Source organism: Pseudomonas sp. RGM 3321 (assembly GCF_022836805.1).
Classification (GTDB): domain Bacteria; phylum Pseudomonadota; class Gammaproteobacteria; order Pseudomonadales; family Pseudomonadaceae; genus Aquipseudomonas.
The window spans coordinates 73100-89496 of record NZ_JALHBH010000102.1; the positions used below are offsets into that span (position 1 = coordinate 73100).

Consider the following 16397-nt stretch of genomic DNA (forward strand, 5'->3'; position numbering starts at 1 on the left):
GCGAGCGCGCCATCGATCCCGGAGCCGGGCCTCGATCGCTTTTCGCCTGCAGCTGATAGCTTGAAGCTTGCAGCTGCTTTATTGCGATTTCCGCACGCGCAGATACCATTCGGACAGCAGACGTACCTGCTTGTCCGTGTAGCCCCTCTCGACCATTCGTGTGACGAAGTCGTTGTGCTTCTGCTGATCCTCCTTGCTGGCCTTGGCATTGAAGCTGATGACGGGCAGGAGGTCCTCGGTGTTGGAGAACATTTTCTTCTCGATCACCACGCGCAGCTTCTCGTAGCTGAGCCAGGTCGGGTTCTTGCCGTTGTTGTTGGCGCGGGCACGCAGCACGAAGTTGACGATTTCGTTGCGGAAATCTTTCGGGTTGCTGATGCCGGCCGGTTTTTCGATCTTTTCCAGTTCCTCGTTCAAGGCTACGCGGTTGAGAATCTCGCCGGTTTCCGGGTCGCGGTATTCCTGATCCTGAATCCAGAAGTCTGCATACAGCACGTAGCGGTCGAAAATGTTCTGACCGTACTCGCTGTAGGATTCCAGGTACGCCGTCTGGATCTCCTTGCCGATGAACTCGATGTAGCGGGGTGCCAGGTATTCCTTGATGAAGCGCAGGTAGCGTTCACGCGTCTCTGCCGGGAATTGCTCCTGTTCGATTTGCTGTTCCAGTACGTACAGCAGGTGCACCGGGTTGGCAGCAATTTCGTGTGGATCGAAATTGAAGACTTTGGACAGAATCTTGAACGCGAAGCGGGTAGAGAGACCGTTCATGCCTTCATCGACGCCCGCACTGTCGCGGTATTCCTGGATCGACTTGGCTTTGGGGTCGGTATCTTTCAGGTTTTCGCCGTCATACACGCGCATCTTGGAGTAGATGTTGGAGTTGTCAGGCTCTTTGAGGCGCGACAGCGTGGTGAACTGCGCGAGCATCTTCAAGGTGTCAGGCGCGCAATGCGCTTTGGACAGCGAGCTGTTGAACAGCAGCTTGTCGTAAATCTTGATCTCGTCGCTGACACGCAGGCAGTACGGCACCTTCACGATGTAGATACGGTCGATGAAGGCTTCGTTGTTCTTGTTGTTGCGGAAGCTGTGCCATTCCGATTCGTTGGAGTGCGCCAGCAGAATCCCTGTGAACGGGATGGCTCCCAGCCCCTCGGTGCTGTTGTAGTTACCTTCCTGGGTCGCGGTCAGTAACGGGTGAAGGACCTTGATCGGTGCCTTGAACATCTCGACGAATTCCATCAGGCCCTGGTTGGCCCGGCACAGTGCGCCCGAGTAGCTGTAGGCGTCGGCGTCGTTCTGTGGGAATTCTTCCAGTTTACGGATATCGACCTTGCCGACCAGCGCGGAAATATCCTGATTGTTTTCGTCGCCGGGCTCGGTTTTCGCTACGGCGATCTGGTTGAGAATCGAAGGATAGAGCTTCACAACCTTGAACTGGCTGATGTCGCCACCGAACTCGGCCAGGCGTTTGGTCGCCCACGGCGACATGATGGTGCTCAGGTAGCGTCGCGGAATTCCGAAGTCTTCTTCCAGAATCGCGCCGTCCTCAGTGGCGTTGAACAGGCCCAGAGGCGACTCGAAGACTGGCGAGCCCTTGATGGCGTAGAACGGGACTCTTTCGATCAGTTGCTTGAGCTTTTCAGCCAGGGACGATTTACCACCGCCCACCGGGCCGAGCAGGTAAAGGATTTGCTTCTTCTCTTCCAGGCCTTGGGCGGCATGGCGGAAATACGAAACGATCTGGTCGATGCATTCTTCCATTCCGTGGAAGTCGGCAAAGGCAGGATAGCGGCGTATCACCTTGTTGGAGAATATTCGCGAGAGCCTGGAGTTGGTGGAGGTATCCACCAGTTCGGGTTCGCCAATGGCCAGCAGAAGACGTTCTGCTGCAGAGGCGTAGGCGCTGCGATCCTGTTTGCAGAGCTCCAGATACTCCTGTAGCGAGAGCTCTTCTTGCCGTGTGCTTTCGAAGCGTTGTTGGAAGTGGCTGAATATACTCATGACGTCACCTCGCTCGATACGTGGAGCCGGCGGCGGATCGTCAGTCGATGCTGGCAGCAACCACAATGCGGCTGCTGTTTCCCCCCAGAACACCCTAAAAGTAACTACCGATGACCCACGCGCCGGTGTACCGGCTCTCCCCTGAATACGGATGGCCTAGGCTAAGGATAGTTCGGATTCGGAAAGATAAAGAAGGGATGCGCGAGAAGACGGGGTGACCGTTCGTCAGATGGCTCGCGAGCCCGCGTAGAACGCGGGATCAGCTGTCATAAAAATATTTTCTATCAGCCTTGCACGGTTTCTTGCGGGTAAGTGGCGCGCCACAGCTCGAAACCACCGTCAACGCTGTACACATCGGAGAAACCTTGGCCGACCAGATAAGCTGCAGCGCTCTGGCTGGAGTTGCCGTGGTAGCAGACAACGACCAGCGGCTTGTCCAGATCGGCCTTGGCGATGAAGTCGGCAATCGAGTGATTGTCCAGATGCACGGAGTCAGGAATGTGATTGCTTTGAAAAGTCTGCGCATCACGAACATCGACCAGCACGGCGCCTTGCTCGCGCAGCGCCTGTGCCTGTTCAGGTGGGATACGTTTGAATTCGGTCATTGCCTGGGCTCCTGAGCCTGGGGGTTAGTGGCGGTGCCGGCCTGTGCGCTTGTAACAAGCCCGTTGGCGGCGTGGCCGACAGCATCGCAATTGCATTGGTGACGTTCAAGGGTATCAACGTTAAGCAATGTCATCGAACCGCCCCAGACACATCCGCTGTCGAGGGCAAAGACGCCCGGCTCGTTGCAACGACCCTCAAGCGCCGCCCAGTGGCCAAAAATGATTTTCAGCTCACGGGTCTTGCGTTTCTGGTGGCTGAACCAGGGCGCATAGCCAGGTATCGCGGTTTCAACGCCTTCCTTGCTCTTCAGGTCGAGCTTGCCGTCGCTGGTGCAGAAGCGCATACGGGTGAAGTAGTTGGTAATCACCCGCAAGCGCGTGACGCCTTGCAGGTCGTTGTCCCACTTGGCCGGCTCGTTGCCGTACATGCCGTCGAGAAAAGCGCCATACAGCTGGTCGTCCTGAAGTGCATGCTCGACTTCGGCTGCGTGCTTCAAGGCCTTTTTCAGCGACCACTGCGGCGCGATACCCGCATGCACCATGGCTACGTTGCGTTCTGCATCGTAGTGCATCAGCTTTTGCCGACGCACCCAGCCGAGCAATTCGTCACGGTCCGGCGCTTCAAGGATTTCGCGCAGCGTATCGCCTTTTTTGAGCAGTTCGTGTTTACGGGCGACGGCAAGCAGGTGCAGGTCATGATTGCCCAGCACGCACACCAGCGATTCACGGAGGCCGTACAGGTAGCGAAGTGTTTCCAGCGATTGCGGACCACGGTTGACCAGGTCGCCCACCAGCCAAAGCCGATCATGCTCGGGGTTGAAGTGGACGTGCTCAAGCAGGCATTGCAGAGGTTCAAGGCAACCTTGCAGGTCACCAACGGCGTACACCGCCATCAGTGCAGCGAACCCGGGACGGCCAGACGAAAGGGCTCTATGACCGCCTCAAAGCGTTTACCGTCTTCAGCCAGCATCTGATAAGAGCCCTGCATGTTGCCCACTCGGGTGGTCATTACCGTACCGCTGCTGTAGGTATGGCTTTGGCCGACCTTGATCAACGGTTGCTGACCGACCACGCCCTCGCCGCGCACTTCTTCGACATGGCCGTCGCCGTCGGTGATGACCCAGTGACGCGACAGCAGCCTGGCAGGCAATTCACCGTTATTGTGCACGGTGATGGTGTAGGCGAAAGCGAAGCGGTTCTGCTCGGGTTGCGACTGTTCCGAGAGAAAGCGTGTGACGACGCTGACGTCGACCTTGTAACGAGAATCGGGCATGCAATAGGCCTTGAAATCCATAACGAAAAAAGGGCGTGTGCGGCAGGTAGATCAGTCTAGGACAAGTAAGCGGAAAATGACGACTGAGCCTGCCGTTTACTTGTCCCCAGGGTTCACTCTGTCACAGCTTTTTCGCTGAGAGTGTCCGCCAGACGAACGAATGCAGCCAGGTCGAGCTGCTCGGGGCGCAAGCTGCCGTCTACTCCGGAAGCGGTGATCTCATCGCTGGTCAACAGCAGCTTGAGCGTGTTGCGCAAGGTCTTGCGACGCTGGTTGAACGCTTCACGCACGATGCGCTCCAGCACGCGGTGATCCTTGGCAGGGTGCGGCAATGTTTCGTAAGGGACGAGGCGCACAATGGCCGAGTCCACTTTCGGCGGCGGGTTGAACGCCCCTGGTCCGACGTTGAACAGATGTTCCACGCGGCAATGGTACTGGACCATTATCGACAGGCGACCCCAGTCTCCGCCGCCGGGACCTGCAGCCATGCGCTCGACCACTTCCTTCTGCAACATGAAGTGCATATCGCGGATCAGGCTGGCGTTCTGCAATAGATGAAAAATCAACGGCGTCGAGATGTTGTACGGCAGGTTACCCACCACACGCAGGCTGCGCTGTTCTGCGCCCAGGCTGTTGAAGTCGAACTTCAGTGCATCACCCTGATGCAGGTTGAAATTCGGCTTGTTGCCGAACTGGCTGGTAAGGATCGGGATCAGGTCCTTGTCCAGCTCGACCACATCCAGCCGTGCGCCGCTGTTGAGCAGTCCTTCGGTGAGTGCGCCCTGGCCCGGTCCGATTTCCAGCAGCCGGTCTTCAGGTTTGGCACGGATGGCGCGCAGGATTTTGTCGATAACGCCTGCGTCGTGCAGGAAGTTCTGCCCGAAACGCTTGCGCGCCCGGTGTTGGTATTGCTCGGTCATGAATGGGTCTCGGCCATCTGGTAGGCGGTTTGCAGTGCAACGTGCAGGCTGCCGGTATCAATGTTCGCGCTGCCAGCCAGATCCAGCGCCGTGCCGTGATCGACAGAAGTGCGGATGATTGGCAGGCCGAGCGTCACATTGACTGCTGCGCCGAAACCTTTGTATTTCAGCACGGGCAAGCCTTGGTCGTGGTACATCGCCAGCACTGCGTCGCAGTGCTCCAGATATTTGGGGGTAAACAGAGTGTCGGCAGGCAGTGGGCCGCGTAAGTCCAGGCCCTCGCTGCGCAGGCGCTCCAGAGTCGGTTCGATGATGTCGATTTCCTCACGGCCCAGATGCCCGCTTTCGCCGGCATGAGGGTTGAGGCCGCAGACCAGAATACGCGGGTGGGCAATGCCGAACTTGTTCACCAGATCGGCATACAGGATGCGTGTCACGCGCTCCAGTCGGTCTGAGGTTATGGCATCAGCCACTTCGCGCAACGGCAGGTGCGTGGTCACCAGTGCCACGCGCAGGTCGCCGGTCGCCAGCATCATCACCACCTGTTCGGTGTGGGTCAGTTCGGCAAGAAATTCGGTGTGTCCGGAAAAAGCGATACCGCCGTCGTTGATGACGCCTTTGTGCACCGGGGCAGTAATCATCCCGCTGAACAGCCCGTCGAGACAGCCTTGGCCAGCGCGAGTCAGTGTTTGCAGCACGAACGCTGCGTTGGCCTTGTTCAGCACACCGGTTTCTACCGCAGCTGCCAGGGGTGTATCCCAGACGTACAGGCTGCCGGCAGGCGCAGGCAGGTCGGGAAGCGAATCAGGGGTGACATCAAGCAGACTGACCGCCACACCCAGTTGCGCGGCCCGCTCAAGGAGCAGGTCACGGCTGGTGATGGCGATCAGAGGGTATGGCTGAGGCTGCGTGGCGAGCAGCAGGCAAAGGTCAGGACCAATGCCGGCCGGCTCGCCGGGTGTCAGGGCGAAACGCTTGGGTTTCACTGTGCAGCCTGGGTCGCGCCAGGGAGTTTGATTTCAACGTAGGCTTCGTCACGGATCTGACGCAGCCAGGTTTGCAGCTCTTCGTCGTACTTGCGGTTACGCAGTACGTTCAACGCCTGCTGTTCACGAGCCTGATCGGTAGCGTCCGTAGAGCGGCGACCGAGGACTTCCAGAACGTGCCAGCCGTAAGCGGTCTTGAACGGTTTGGACAATTCGCCTTGTTGCGTTTCGCTCATGACCTGGCGGAACTCCGGAACCAGAGAGTTTGGATCAACCCAGTTCAGATCGCCGCCATTGAGTGCCGAACCCGGATCTTCCGAAAAGCTTTTCGCCAGTTCGGCGAAGTCTTCGCCATTCTGGATGCGGTCGTAGATTTTTTCGGCAAGACGCTTGGTCTCTTCTTCGTTACGGATTTCGCTTGGTTTGATCAGGATATGACGCACATGCACTTCATCACGCATTTGTGCCTGCCCCTGGCCGCCACGTTTTTCCAGTAACTTGAGAATAATGAAACCGCCCGGCGTGCGCGCTGGAGGCGTCACGTCGCCGACAGGCATCGCGCTGAGCATGTCACCGAACGGCGGTGGCAGTTGCGCAGCTTTGCGCCAGCCCATGTCGCCGCCTTCCAGTGCATTTTCGCTGGAGGAGGTGGTGGCTGCGAGTCGGGTGAAGTCAGCACCTTTCTTCAGCTGGTCATAAATGCCCTTGGCTTTGACCGCAGCGGCCTGGATTGCATCCGAAGAGGCGCTGTCAGGCGTTGCGATCAGAATGTTGGCCAGGTGGAACTCTTCAGACAACTGAGCCTTGCCCTGATCGGAGGCGAGGAAGTTTTTCACTTCCTGCTGGGATACCTGGATACGTTCGGCCACCCGGCGCTGACGCACACGGCTGATGATCATTTCCCGGCGCACCTGCTCGCGTGCATCGTTATAGGACAAGCCGTCATGAGCCAGTGCGGCGCGGAACTGCTCCACGCTCATGTTGTTGCGCTGGGCAATGGTGCCAATGGCCTGATTCAGCTCGTCATCGGAGACACGAATACCTGACCGTTCGCCCATCTGCAGCTGCAGGTTTTCCAGAATCAGACGATCCAGAACCTGCGATTGCAGAGCTTCCGCAGGAGGTACGCCAGAGCCGCGCTTGGCAATGGTTTGCTGAACCTCACGTACACGCTGGTCCATCTGGCTTTTCATGATCACGTCGTTGTCGACGATGGCCACGACACTGTCCAGAGGTTGAACCGCTGCATGCACTGCACCGCTCAGGAGTAGCGCGCCCAGCATTAGCGGGCGCAGACAATCAGAAAGCTTGGTCTTCACGTTCACGATAACCTTGGATGCCTTTGTCGAGGAAGCTGTCTACCTTGGCGCCAGTTACACCGCCGAGCCCCTTCAACACGATTTGTAGGAATATGCCGCGGTCGCCTTTCTCGTTCTGAGGCGCTGCCTGGCTGAACTCGTCGTAATCGACCCAGTAGCGGTTGACCAGACGCATTTTCCAGCAGCAGTTGTCGTACTCGAACCCGCCGAAAGCTTCGATGGTGCGCGCACGGTTGTAGTCATACTGCCAGCGGCTGATCAGGCTCCACTGCGGCACGATTGGCCAGATGACCGAGAAATCGTGCTGCTGGATCTTGTAGTAGTCCTTCACGTAGTTGGCATCGCCCGGACGTCCGTAGTCGCCACCGCCCACGATCCAGCGGCCAGTGCTTTCGTCGTAACGAATCTGGTCGTTGCGATAGCGATAGCCGAGGTTGACGATCTTGTTCGGGTTGTCTTCAGGCTGGTAATGGAACATTGCGCTGCCCGAACGGGTGCTCTTGCTGTCCGGATCCCAGTTGAAATCGGAGTTGAAGCGCCAGTCGCGGTTGAAGCGGTATTCGTATTCCAGCGCATAAGGCGAAACGTTGGCGCGCGCATCATCACGATCGGCAAACACCACGCCAGGCAATTGCACCTTGCGATCTTCGAAATACAGTGCCTGACCGATGCTGAAGCGTTGACGTTCAAAGCCGTTGCTTTCAATCCAGCGGTTGGTGATACCCAGCGACAGCTTGTTCTCGTCGCCGATGCGGTCGGAACCAGTGAAGCGGTTGTCACGGAATAGCGAGGCATAATTGAATGTGCTTTCGCTGGTGTCGAATACCGGGATGTCGGTCTGGTCTTTCTCGGGTACATAGAGATAGAACAGGCGCGGTTCCAGGGTTTGACGGTAATCCTTGCCGAACCAGTTGGTATTTCGGTCGAAGTACAGGCCGCTGTCGACGCTGAAGATCGGCACGCTGCGGCTTTGACTGCTGCTGTATTCCTCGCCAGCCAGAAGCGAGCTTTTGCCCTGACTGTCCAGGTCCAATGCGTACTGGGTGTAGACGTACTTGAGTTTCGGTGTCAGGAAACCATAGGTCCAGTTCATTGGCAGGCTGACGGACGGCGCCAGATTCAGGCGGTCACCGTTTGCCCGGGCAAGGCCGGAGATGTTGTTGTCCAGGCGTGTCTCTGAATTGCCATCTTCATCGATGAACGCGCCGCTGCGCAGATCACGTTCGAAGCGGACGGCTTCTGTCTGATAATCGAACTTCAGACCGCCCGGGTTGTAAGGCAACGTACCGTTGAGCGTCAACTGCGGGAGGCGGTTGTAAGGCGTAACGTTCGCAACCGTAGCCAGCTTGTAAGCCTGGGCGTTGAGCACTGCCGAGTAGCTGTCGCCACGGTAGGTCAGGGAGCCCTGCTGGTTGAGGAAGTCCGTCCTTTTAACGCCGATCTGATCGGTTTCCAGATCCTGGAAGTAATACGGGTCGCTGATGTCGGTGTAATCGACCTGAGTAAGCCAGCGCGTATCAAGCCCGCCCTTGTGCTGCCAGTTGATCATCCAGCGAGTCTTGTCGTAGTCCGACTGCAGCTTGCGGTCGTCGTTCTCGTCGTTCAGGTACGCGCCGCCAAACTGGCCTTCGCTGCCTTTGGTCAGGTAGCGGAACTCGCCTTCCATCAGCAGGCCGCGGTCGGCCATGTAACGCGGGTACAACGTGGCGTCGTAGTTCGGTGCCAGGTTGAAGTAGTACGGAGTAACGAGTGTGAAACCGTTATCGCCGCCTGCCGCAATGGTCGGCGGCAAGAAGCCGGACTGACGACGGTCGTCGATCGGGAAGTAGATATACGGCGTGTACAGAACCGGTATGTCCTTGACCCGCAGGGTAACGTTGGTCGCTGTACCGAAGCCGGTGGCCGGGTTCAACGTGATGTTGTTGCCTTTGAGCGTCCAGGCGTTGCTGTTCGGCTCGCACGAGGTGTAGGTGCCGTCCTTGAGCCGGATGATCGCGTTCTCTGCACGCTTGGCGTACAGGGCGTTACCGCGAATGTTCGACTTGTGCAGGACGTACTCGGCATTGTCGACACGGGCTTCGCCGGTATCGAGTTGCAACTCGGCCTTGTCACCGACGATCAGCGCGCCGTTGTCTCGCAGACGGACATCGCCGTTCAGCTCGCCACGGTTCTCGGCCTGATGGAGTGCGGCTTCTTGAGCCTGTACCTGCATGCTGCCCTGGCGCAACACGACATCACCTGCCAGCGTCGCGACCTGCGCTTCCTGTTCGTAACGCGAAGCCTTTGCACCTACGAACATAGGCGCGTCTTTCATCGGCGTCTTGTCGTCCATGCCTGGGCGTATCGGCTCGACGTAGGCACCCGAGCAATACGGGCCGGTTTCGGCCAGTTGTGCTGCGGTCAGCTTTTCGCGAGGAACCCAATCAAGGTGGCTGTAGTCAGCACTACGCGACCGCAGACCTTTGCCCTTGGCTTCGGTAACCAGTTGCGTACCTGCAACCTGCTCACCCGAAGAGGTGCTTTGCGAGGTGACTGTGCCGTTGGAACTGACCGACGTCGTGTCATGCACGGGGCGCGGAGGCAGATCCACTGCGGCAGCATTGGATTTCGGCGCACAGTTCCAGGCACCCGAAGCAGAGACTGAGCAGTCATACTGTTCCGCGGCGACCACGAACTGAGTGGCCAGAGGTTGCATCGCCAGCAGACTGCCGGTTACGAGCAACGGAAATTTTTTACGAAACGCGGGGGATTTCAATGCCATCTTATTAGTCCGGGCTTCCTGCGCGCCATCTGCCCGCGGGGGGGCCGCACGCCTCTCGATGGGCTGAAAAAGATTCCGGATAATAAAGCATGACCCGCTTGACGGCTAGCGCCGTCGGAGACCCTTGTAATGTCAGATCAAGATATACGCCTGCAATCCCTGAAAGTTTGGCTCGATGAGCAGTTGCCAGCGCTGTTTGCGGCACAAAATTGGGGCGCTGTACCCCCGGCCACATTGACTGCGGCCAGTAGTGACGCAAGTTTTCGCCGTTATTTTCGCTGGGAGGGCGCTGGCCGAACTTTTATTGTGATGGACGCGCCACCACCGCAGGAAAACTGCAAACCGTTTGTGGATATCGCTCATTTACTGAAAAAGTCGGGCATTAATGTTCCAGAAATTTATGCCGAAGACATGACGCAAGGCTTTTTGCTGCTCAATGATCTTGGCCGCCAGACCTATCTTGATGTGATTGACGCTGACAATGCCGATGCCTTGTTCGCCGATGCAATCCAGGCGCTGCTGGCCTATCAGCAACTGCCGATGGACGCGTCGCTGCCCAGCTACGACGTCGCGTTGCTGCGTCGTGAGCTGGAGCTTTTCCCCGAGTGGTACGTCAAGCGCCACCTGGGTGTCGAGATGGACGAGGCGCAACTGACCGATTGGCAGCAGGCCAGCGAGTTGTTGATCAACAGCGCTCTGGCGCAGCCCAAAGTGCTGGTGCATCGCGACTACATGCCGCGAAACCTGATGATCAGCGAGCCCAATCCAGGCGTGCTGGATTTTCAGGACGCTGTCTACGGCCCGGTCACCTATGACGTGACCTGCCTGTTCAAGGACGCGTTCCTGAGCTGGCCACAAGAACGCGTCAGCGACTGGCTCAGGACCTACTGGGATCAGGCTCGCGCCGTCGGTATCCCGGTGCAGGAAGATTTTGCAGCCTTCGAGCGCGCTAGTGATCTGATGGGTGTTCAGCGCCATCTGAAGGTGATCGGTATTTTTGCCCGCATCTGCCACCGCGATGGAAAACCGCGCTATCTGCAAGACGTTCCGCGCTTTTTCGCTTATATAGAGGCAGTTTTGTCGCGTCGCCCCGAGCTGGCTCAGCTCGGGCAGTTGCTCACCAGTCTGCAGCAACCTGTAGAGAGCGCTGTCTGATACGGCAGAGACGGCCTGAAAAACGGCCATTTTTTGAAAGAAACCTGATTGTGTTGAAGAGGACTGCATGAAAGCGATGATTCTCGCCGCCGGTAAAGGCGAGCGAATGCGCCCGTTGACCCTGCACACGCCCAAACCGTTGGTGCGTGCCGGGGGGATGCCGTTAATCGAGTACCACCTTAACGCCTTGCGCGCAGCCGGGTTTCACCAGTTGGTCATCAACCATGCCTGGTTGGGGCAGCAGATCGAGGATTATCTGGGCGACGGTCAGCGTTTCGACCTGAGCATCCGTTATTCCCCCGAAGGCCAGCCGCTGGAGACAGGGGGCGGGATTCATCGGGCCTTGCCACTGCTGGGCGTTGAGCCGTTTTTGGTGATCAACGGGGACATCTGGACGGACTATGACTTCAGCGCATTGCGCGTGCCGCTTCCCGGCCTCGCGCATCTGGTACTGGTCGATAACCCGGCACATCATCCCGCTGGCGATTTCTCGTTGGTCGACGGTCAGGTGCGCGATGACGATTCGGCAGGCCAGCGGCTGACCTACAGCGGTATCGCCATCCTGCATCCACAGTTGTTTGCCAACTGCGAGCCCGGTGCGTTCAAACTCGCGCCGTTGTTGCGTGAGGCCATGCATCAAGGCCTGGTAACGGGTGAGCACCACAGAGGGCGTTGGGTCGATGTCGGTACTCACGAGCGTCTGGCAGAAGTCGAGCAGTTGCTCGAGGAGACTCGCTGAATGCTTTGGTTTGGCACATTGATCGGCGCGGGTGTTGGCTATGCAATTGCCAGCATCCCGGGTGCGATGCTGGGTGCTTTATTGGGGCAGGCGCTGGATCGTCGCCTGAAGCTACAGAGCTGGGCGCACCTGCGTGAGCGTCTGGGCGGGCGCGCGGCGATACCCGCGGATGGCCTGCTGTTTGTATTGCTGGGCCGTCTGGCCAAGAGTGACGGACGTGTCCTGGCCAGTCATATCCATCAGGCCCGTACTGAAATGCGCCGTCTGAACCTGAACGAAGCGGATCAGTTGCGCGCCATCAACGCCTTCAAGCGTGGTCGTGATGGTGCCGACGGCCTGCGCAGTTATTTGCGCGGCCTGCACGGGCAGCCGGACACCGCCGAGGAGTTGTTGCGTGCCTGCTGGCGCATGGCCTGGGCGGATGGCAAGGCTTCCCGGATCGAGCGTGAGCTGATCGGGGTATGGGGCATGTGGCTGGGTTGGACAGGGCCACAAGTCGAGGCGCTGGCTGCCGATCACGACCCTATGAAGCGTTCGCCGGTCAGCAGCGGGGATGACTACAAAAGTGCGATGACGCTTCTGGGAATAAAACCGGATACCGACCCGTCGAGCATCAAGCGCGCCTACCGCCGGCTGCTCAGTCGGCATCACCCTGACAAGGTTGCCGGTTCGGGTGCCAACCCTCAGCAAGTGCGGGTGGCGACCGACAAGACCAGCCAGTTGCATAACGCCTATCGGGTGGTGAAGGCCCGACGCGGGTTCAACTGAGCCTGCTCGTGCGTCGGGCGCTCGGCGTGAAGCTTATTTTTCTTCCTTGGCGTCTATCCAGCCACGAACCCTGCGGAACAGTTGTTCTTGCTCGGTATCTTCATTGCCTACGATATTGATCAGACCTATCTGCGCAAAACCGGGGCCTTTGGCGCGTTTGCTGGCCTGCAGACGTGCTTTGGCGGCTTGGTCCGGCGAGTTTTTGTAGATGAAGTCGGCGGTCTTTATTTTCAGCTGAGGCACCATGTCCAGCAGCGAAGGCGCAGCATTGACCGGCTCGCGCGCGGCAAGCATCACCAGCTTCTGCACGGCAGGCGATGTGCGTTCATTGAGGAATCTGGCTGCCCAATACGCGCCGCTGCTATGGCCGATCAATACGATGCTGCGGGCCTTGTTCTGCTGCGCAAAGCTGATCGCGCTTTCGATTCGCGCGAAGATGCGCTCGGCCTGAGCCTTGTTGAGTTCCTCGTCGGCAGCTGCCTTTGCGGTTGCGGCAGCAGCCAGCGCCTCTGCTTCAACGGCCGGGTCCTGCGCTTTCGCGGTGGCGTCCTTGGGTGATTCCTTGGGTTTTGCAGCGTTCGCGTCGGTCGGGGCTGCGTCGGGCTCGCGGGGCACCAGGCTGTTGTCCATCGCATCCGGCAGGGTGATGCTCAGGCTTGACCAGCCGACATCCGGAAACTTGCGTCGCAGCGGGCCGACGGCATCCGGCCAGTCCGGTGACTCGGCGTCGCCAGGCACAATGATCACCGCGCCTTGGGGCTCGTCACTGTTCGCGGGCTTCCAGAGGGCGAGAAAGCTTTCGCCACCCGCCTGAAGCTGCTGCTGATCCTCGCGAGGCAATTGACGCTCCAGCGCTATCGCGTCTTCCTGCGAGCGGCTGAGCAGCGGTGCCCGCTCTACCGACGCTTCGGCAGCAGCGTCCTTGGAAGGGGCCGGGTCGGCTGCGAGTACAGGCAGTGCGCAAGGCAGGACCAATGACAGAAACAATGCAGGAAACGTTGCGCGAAAGGTGTAGGACATCGGATATTCCAAGCCAGAAACTATCCCGGCAGCCTAATGGGTTGATCGGCTTTTGTCAGGCCTGAGCCTGCGCGGCATATGGCCGTCATACGAACACACGAGAGCGACACATTGATGATTGGTCTTCTGCGCACCGGCTTTATCGGCTGCCTGGCTTTGCTCTTGATGGTTCAGATGGCCAGTACGCAGGCTGACGAGCCACAAATGCCTGCACCTGCGCAGTTGAGTTCAGTACAGCGTAGCTGGCTCGGCCAGCACGGTCCGCTGCGGGTGGGGCTGGTATTGCGTGCGCCTTATGCTCAGTTCGATCAGCGCTTGCAGCAGTTGTCCGGAGCCAATGTCGACCTGATGAATGCGCTGGCCTCGACGCTACCGGTCGAGTTGCTGTGGCGAAACTTTCCTGATCAGGCGGCGCTTGAGAAGGCCCTGGCCAATGGCGAAATCGATGTTGCGCCTGGCTTGATGCAGACCCCGGCAGGCCTGCGTCTGTGGTTGTTTTCCGATCCGTATCTGCGTGTTTCGCAACTGTTGATCGGCGAACGTGATGGCAGCACTACCGTGGACCTCGAGAAACTCGACAGCCTTTCGCGGGTTGCGGTACGCATGCCAGGCCCTGCCGCCGATTACCTGCGCAGCAATTTTCCGCACCTGAACCTGCAAGGCGTGCCGCTGGAGCGTCAGGCGCTGCAATTGCTGCTCAGTCAGCAGGCACGCTATGCCGTGGTGGACGAAGCGCAGCTCAGCCGCCTGCTCCGCGAGCCGGAATTTGCCGGGCTGGCGGTAGTGGGGGATATCGGGCTGCCGCAATTGTTGCGCGTGGCTTCGCGCCGTGACATGCCGGAGCTGGCCGCCATCGTCAGCGAAGCGTTGCGCGCGATTCCTGCCAAAGAGCTGGAGCAACTGCACGCGCGCTGGATGCCACTTACCCCATCGCATTTCATCGAGTCGACCAAACTCTGGAAAAACCTGTGCATTCTGCTGCTGGTGATGCTGCTGGCCTGTTTTGCGATCGTGGTCTGGCAGCGTCGCCAGCAGCAGGCGCAGGAGCAGGAGTTGCTGTGTGCGCGAGAAGAACTCGCCCGTCGCGTCGAGGGTGAGGAGGCGCTGCGTCTGGCGCAATTCTCCATCGACCAGAGCACCGTCGGTATCCTTTGGGTTAACTGGGACAGTCGTGTGCGTTACGCCAACCGGGCGGCGGAATCCATGCTCGGCTACGCGCCGGGCCAGGTGGTTGAGCGCCCGCTGATTGATTTCGAGCCCGGTCTGCATATGGACCGCTGGCTCAATCTGTGGAAGAACGCGCGCTCCCTTGAAGACAGCCCGCAGGTGTTCGAGACCCATTGTCTGCGTGCTGATGGCAGCCTTTTGCCTACCGATGTCTCGTTGAGCTTCCTGCGCTTTCGTGAGGCGGAATACCTGGTGGTGTTTCTCAGTGATGTCAGCGAACGACGCCGCGCGCATGATCAGCTACGTGAATTGTCGGCGCACCTGGAAAGCGTGCGTGAAGAAGAGAAGGCGCGTATTGCCCGCGAGGTGCATGACGAGCTGGGGCAGATGCTGACGGTGCTGAAGCTGGAAACGTCGATGTGCGAGCTGGCCTATGGTGATCTGGATCCTGGCCTTGGTGAGCGACTGGACAGCATGAAGCGCCTTATCGCTCAATTGTTTCAACTGGTGCGTGATGTTGCCACGGCATTGCGGCCACCTATTCTCGACGCTGGCATTGCGTCGGCCATCGAGTGGCAGGCACGCCGTTTCGAGGCGCGCACGCAAATCCCTTGTCTGGTTCAGGTGCCTGAGAATCTCCCCGCACTCAGCGATGCGAGGGCCACAGGCATGTTCCGGATTCTTCAGGAAGCCCTGACCAATGTAATGCGCCATGCACAGGCGGACACGGTAGAGATCAGCCTGACGTTGCAGGATGGCATGATGTGCATGAGTATCGCCGATGACGGGCAGGGGTTTGTCACCGAGTCGGGCAGGGTAGTTTCATTCGGTCTGGTCGGCATGCGCGAGCGGGTGCTGATGCTCGGCGGCAGACTGGAACTGGACAGCGAGGCCGGTGAGGGCACAACCTTGCGCGCCTACATCCCGTTGGACCCCGTCGCACAGGAGCGAAGCCAGTGATTCGTGTTTTGGTAGCCGAAGACCACACCATCGTGCGTGAAGGGATCAAGCAGTTGATTGGTCTGGCCAGAGACCTGCAAGTGGTCGGTGAGGCCAGCAACGGCGAGCAGTTGCTCGAAACCTTGCGTCATGTGACTTGCGAAGTGGTTTTGCTGGATATTTCCATGCCCGGCGTCAACGGTCTTGAGGCGATTCCGAGGATTCGCGCACTGGCCAGTCCGCCCGCCATTCTTGTGCTGTCGATGCACAATGAAGCGCAGATGGCGGCACGTGCGCTGAAAGTCGGCGCCGCAGGTTATGCCACCAAGGACAGCGACCCGGCGCTGCTGCTGACGGCAATTCGTCGGGTGGCGGCAGGCGGGCGCTATATCGACCCGGACCTGGCCGACCGCATGGTCTTTGAAGTGGGCCTGACCGATAGCCGACCTTTGCACTCATTGTTGTCGGAGCGCGAGTTCTCGGTATTCGAGCGTCTGGCCCACGGTGCCAACGTCAACGACATCGCTCAGCAACTGGCACTGAGCAGCAAGACCATCAGCACCCACAAGGCGCGGCTGATGCAGAAAATGAAACTCAACTCACTGGCCGATCTCGTCAAATATGCGATGGAGCACAAACTGCTCTGAGTCTGAAAACGACACTCCCGTTGAGTGTCGGGTCGGTGCTCTACTCACAACTATCGTGCGACGCTTCGCGTCGGCATGCCGTTCCGGACGCTCCGCG

The 16397-nt window shown here is 58.9% G+C and carries 14 protein-coding genes; 5 read left to right on the forward strand and 9 right to left on the reverse strand.

The window, feature by feature from the left end; genetic code table 11:
* Nucleotides 1–78: 78 nt before the first annotated feature.
* The 8 genes from RGM3321_RS09265 to RGM3321_RS09300 all read right to left on the reverse strand — a co-directional run bounded on the left by RGM3321_RS09265 (nucleotide 79) and on the right by RGM3321_RS09300 (nucleotide 9865).
* On the reverse strand, nucleotides 79–2001 hold the full coding sequence (locus RGM3321_RS09265) for a PrkA family serine protein kinase (RefSeq protein ID WP_002551885.1): 1923 nt from the start codon (nucleotides 1999–2001) through the stop codon (nucleotides 79–81).
* Between the two features lie 284 nt (nucleotides 2002–2285).
* Entirely contained in the window at nucleotides 2286–2606 is a 321-nt protein-coding gene (gene glpE / locus RGM3321_RS09270; RefSeq protein ID WP_244392771.1) for a thiosulfate sulfurtransferase GlpE, read from the reverse strand.
* Nucleotides 2603–3499, reverse strand: a complete 897-nt coding sequence (locus RGM3321_RS09275) for a symmetrical bis(5'-nucleosyl)-tetraphosphatase (protein ID WP_244392772.1) — start codon at nucleotides 3497–3499, stop codon at nucleotides 2603–2605. The genes glpE and RGM3321_RS09275 overlap by 4 nt, the downstream gene beginning before the upstream one ends.
* Nucleotides 3499–3879: a Co2+/Mg2+ efflux protein ApaG gene (gene apaG, locus RGM3321_RS09280; protein WP_122270925.1), complete on the reverse strand. Its 381-nt coding sequence runs from the start codon at nucleotides 3877–3879 to the stop codon at nucleotides 3499–3501. The genes RGM3321_RS09275 and apaG overlap by 1 nt, the downstream gene beginning before the upstream one ends.
* A gap of 113 nt (nucleotides 3880–3992) precedes the next feature.
* Nucleotides 3993–4799, reverse strand: coding sequence for a 16S rRNA (adenine(1518)-N(6)/adenine(1519)-N(6))-dimethyltransferase RsmA (gene rsmA / locus RGM3321_RS09285; protein WP_244392773.1), 807 nt, complete (start codon nucleotides 4797–4799; stop codon nucleotides 3993–3995).
* The gene (gene pdxA, locus RGM3321_RS09290; protein ID WP_244392774.1) at nucleotides 4796–5785 is read right to left on the reverse strand and encodes a 4-hydroxythreonine-4-phosphate dehydrogenase PdxA; all 990 of its coding nucleotides are present in this window, start codon (nucleotides 5783–5785) and stop codon (nucleotides 4796–4798) included. Before pdxA ends, rsmA begins: the two co-directional genes overlap by 4 nt.
* The gene (locus RGM3321_RS09295) at nucleotides 5782–7104 is read right to left on the reverse strand and encodes a peptidylprolyl isomerase (RefSeq protein ID WP_244392775.1); all 1323 of its coding nucleotides are present in this window, start codon (nucleotides 7102–7104) and stop codon (nucleotides 5782–5784) included. Before RGM3321_RS09295 ends, pdxA begins: the two co-directional genes overlap by 4 nt.
* Nucleotides 7085–9865, reverse strand: a complete 2781-nt coding sequence (locus RGM3321_RS09300) for an LPS-assembly protein LptD (RefSeq protein ID WP_244392776.1) — start codon at nucleotides 9863–9865, stop codon at nucleotides 7085–7087. The genes RGM3321_RS09295 and RGM3321_RS09300 overlap by 20 nt, the downstream gene beginning before the upstream one ends.
* 129 nt (nucleotides 9866–9994) lie before the next feature.
* Between RGM3321_RS09300 and RGM3321_RS09305 the strand changes: the two genes are divergently transcribed.
* From RGM3321_RS09305 to RGM3321_RS09315, 3 genes are all read left to right on the forward strand, one after another.
* Nucleotides 9995–11020, forward strand: a complete 1026-nt coding sequence (locus RGM3321_RS09305; RefSeq protein ID WP_244392777.1) for a phosphotransferase — start codon at nucleotides 9995–9997, stop codon at nucleotides 11018–11020.
* A 67-nt stretch (nucleotides 11021–11087) separates the two neighbouring features.
* Entirely contained in the window at nucleotides 11088–11759 is a 672-nt protein-coding gene (gene murU / locus RGM3321_RS09310; RefSeq protein ID WP_244392778.1) for an N-acetylmuramate alpha-1-phosphate uridylyltransferase MurU, read from the forward strand.
* Nucleotides 11760–12527, forward strand: a complete 768-nt coding sequence (locus RGM3321_RS09315; protein WP_244392779.1) for a TerB family tellurite resistance protein — start codon at nucleotides 11760–11762, stop codon at nucleotides 12525–12527. It begins immediately after the preceding gene.
* A 33-nt stretch (nucleotides 12528–12560) separates the two neighbouring features.
* Here the strand turns inward: RGM3321_RS09315 and RGM3321_RS09320 are convergent, their stop codons facing one another.
* The gene (locus RGM3321_RS09320) at nucleotides 12561–13547 is read right to left on the reverse strand and encodes an alpha/beta hydrolase family protein (RefSeq protein ID WP_244392780.1); all 987 of its coding nucleotides are present in this window, start codon (nucleotides 13545–13547) and stop codon (nucleotides 12561–12563) included.
* A gap of 78 nt (nucleotides 13548–13625) precedes the next feature.
* Here RGM3321_RS09320 and RGM3321_RS09325 point away from each other — a divergent pair, with 78 nt between their 5' ends.
* On the forward strand, nucleotides 13626–15674 hold the full coding sequence (locus RGM3321_RS09325; RefSeq protein WP_244392781.1) for a transporter substrate-binding domain-containing protein: 2049 nt from the start codon (nucleotides 13626–13628) through the stop codon (nucleotides 15672–15674).
* On the forward strand, nucleotides 15671–16300 hold the full coding sequence (locus tag RGM3321_RS09330; RefSeq protein ID WP_244392782.1) for a response regulator transcription factor: 630 nt from the start codon (nucleotides 15671–15673) through the stop codon (nucleotides 16298–16300). The genes RGM3321_RS09325 and RGM3321_RS09330 overlap by 4 nt, the downstream gene beginning before the upstream one ends.
* Nucleotides 16301–16397: the final 97 nt, after the last annotated feature.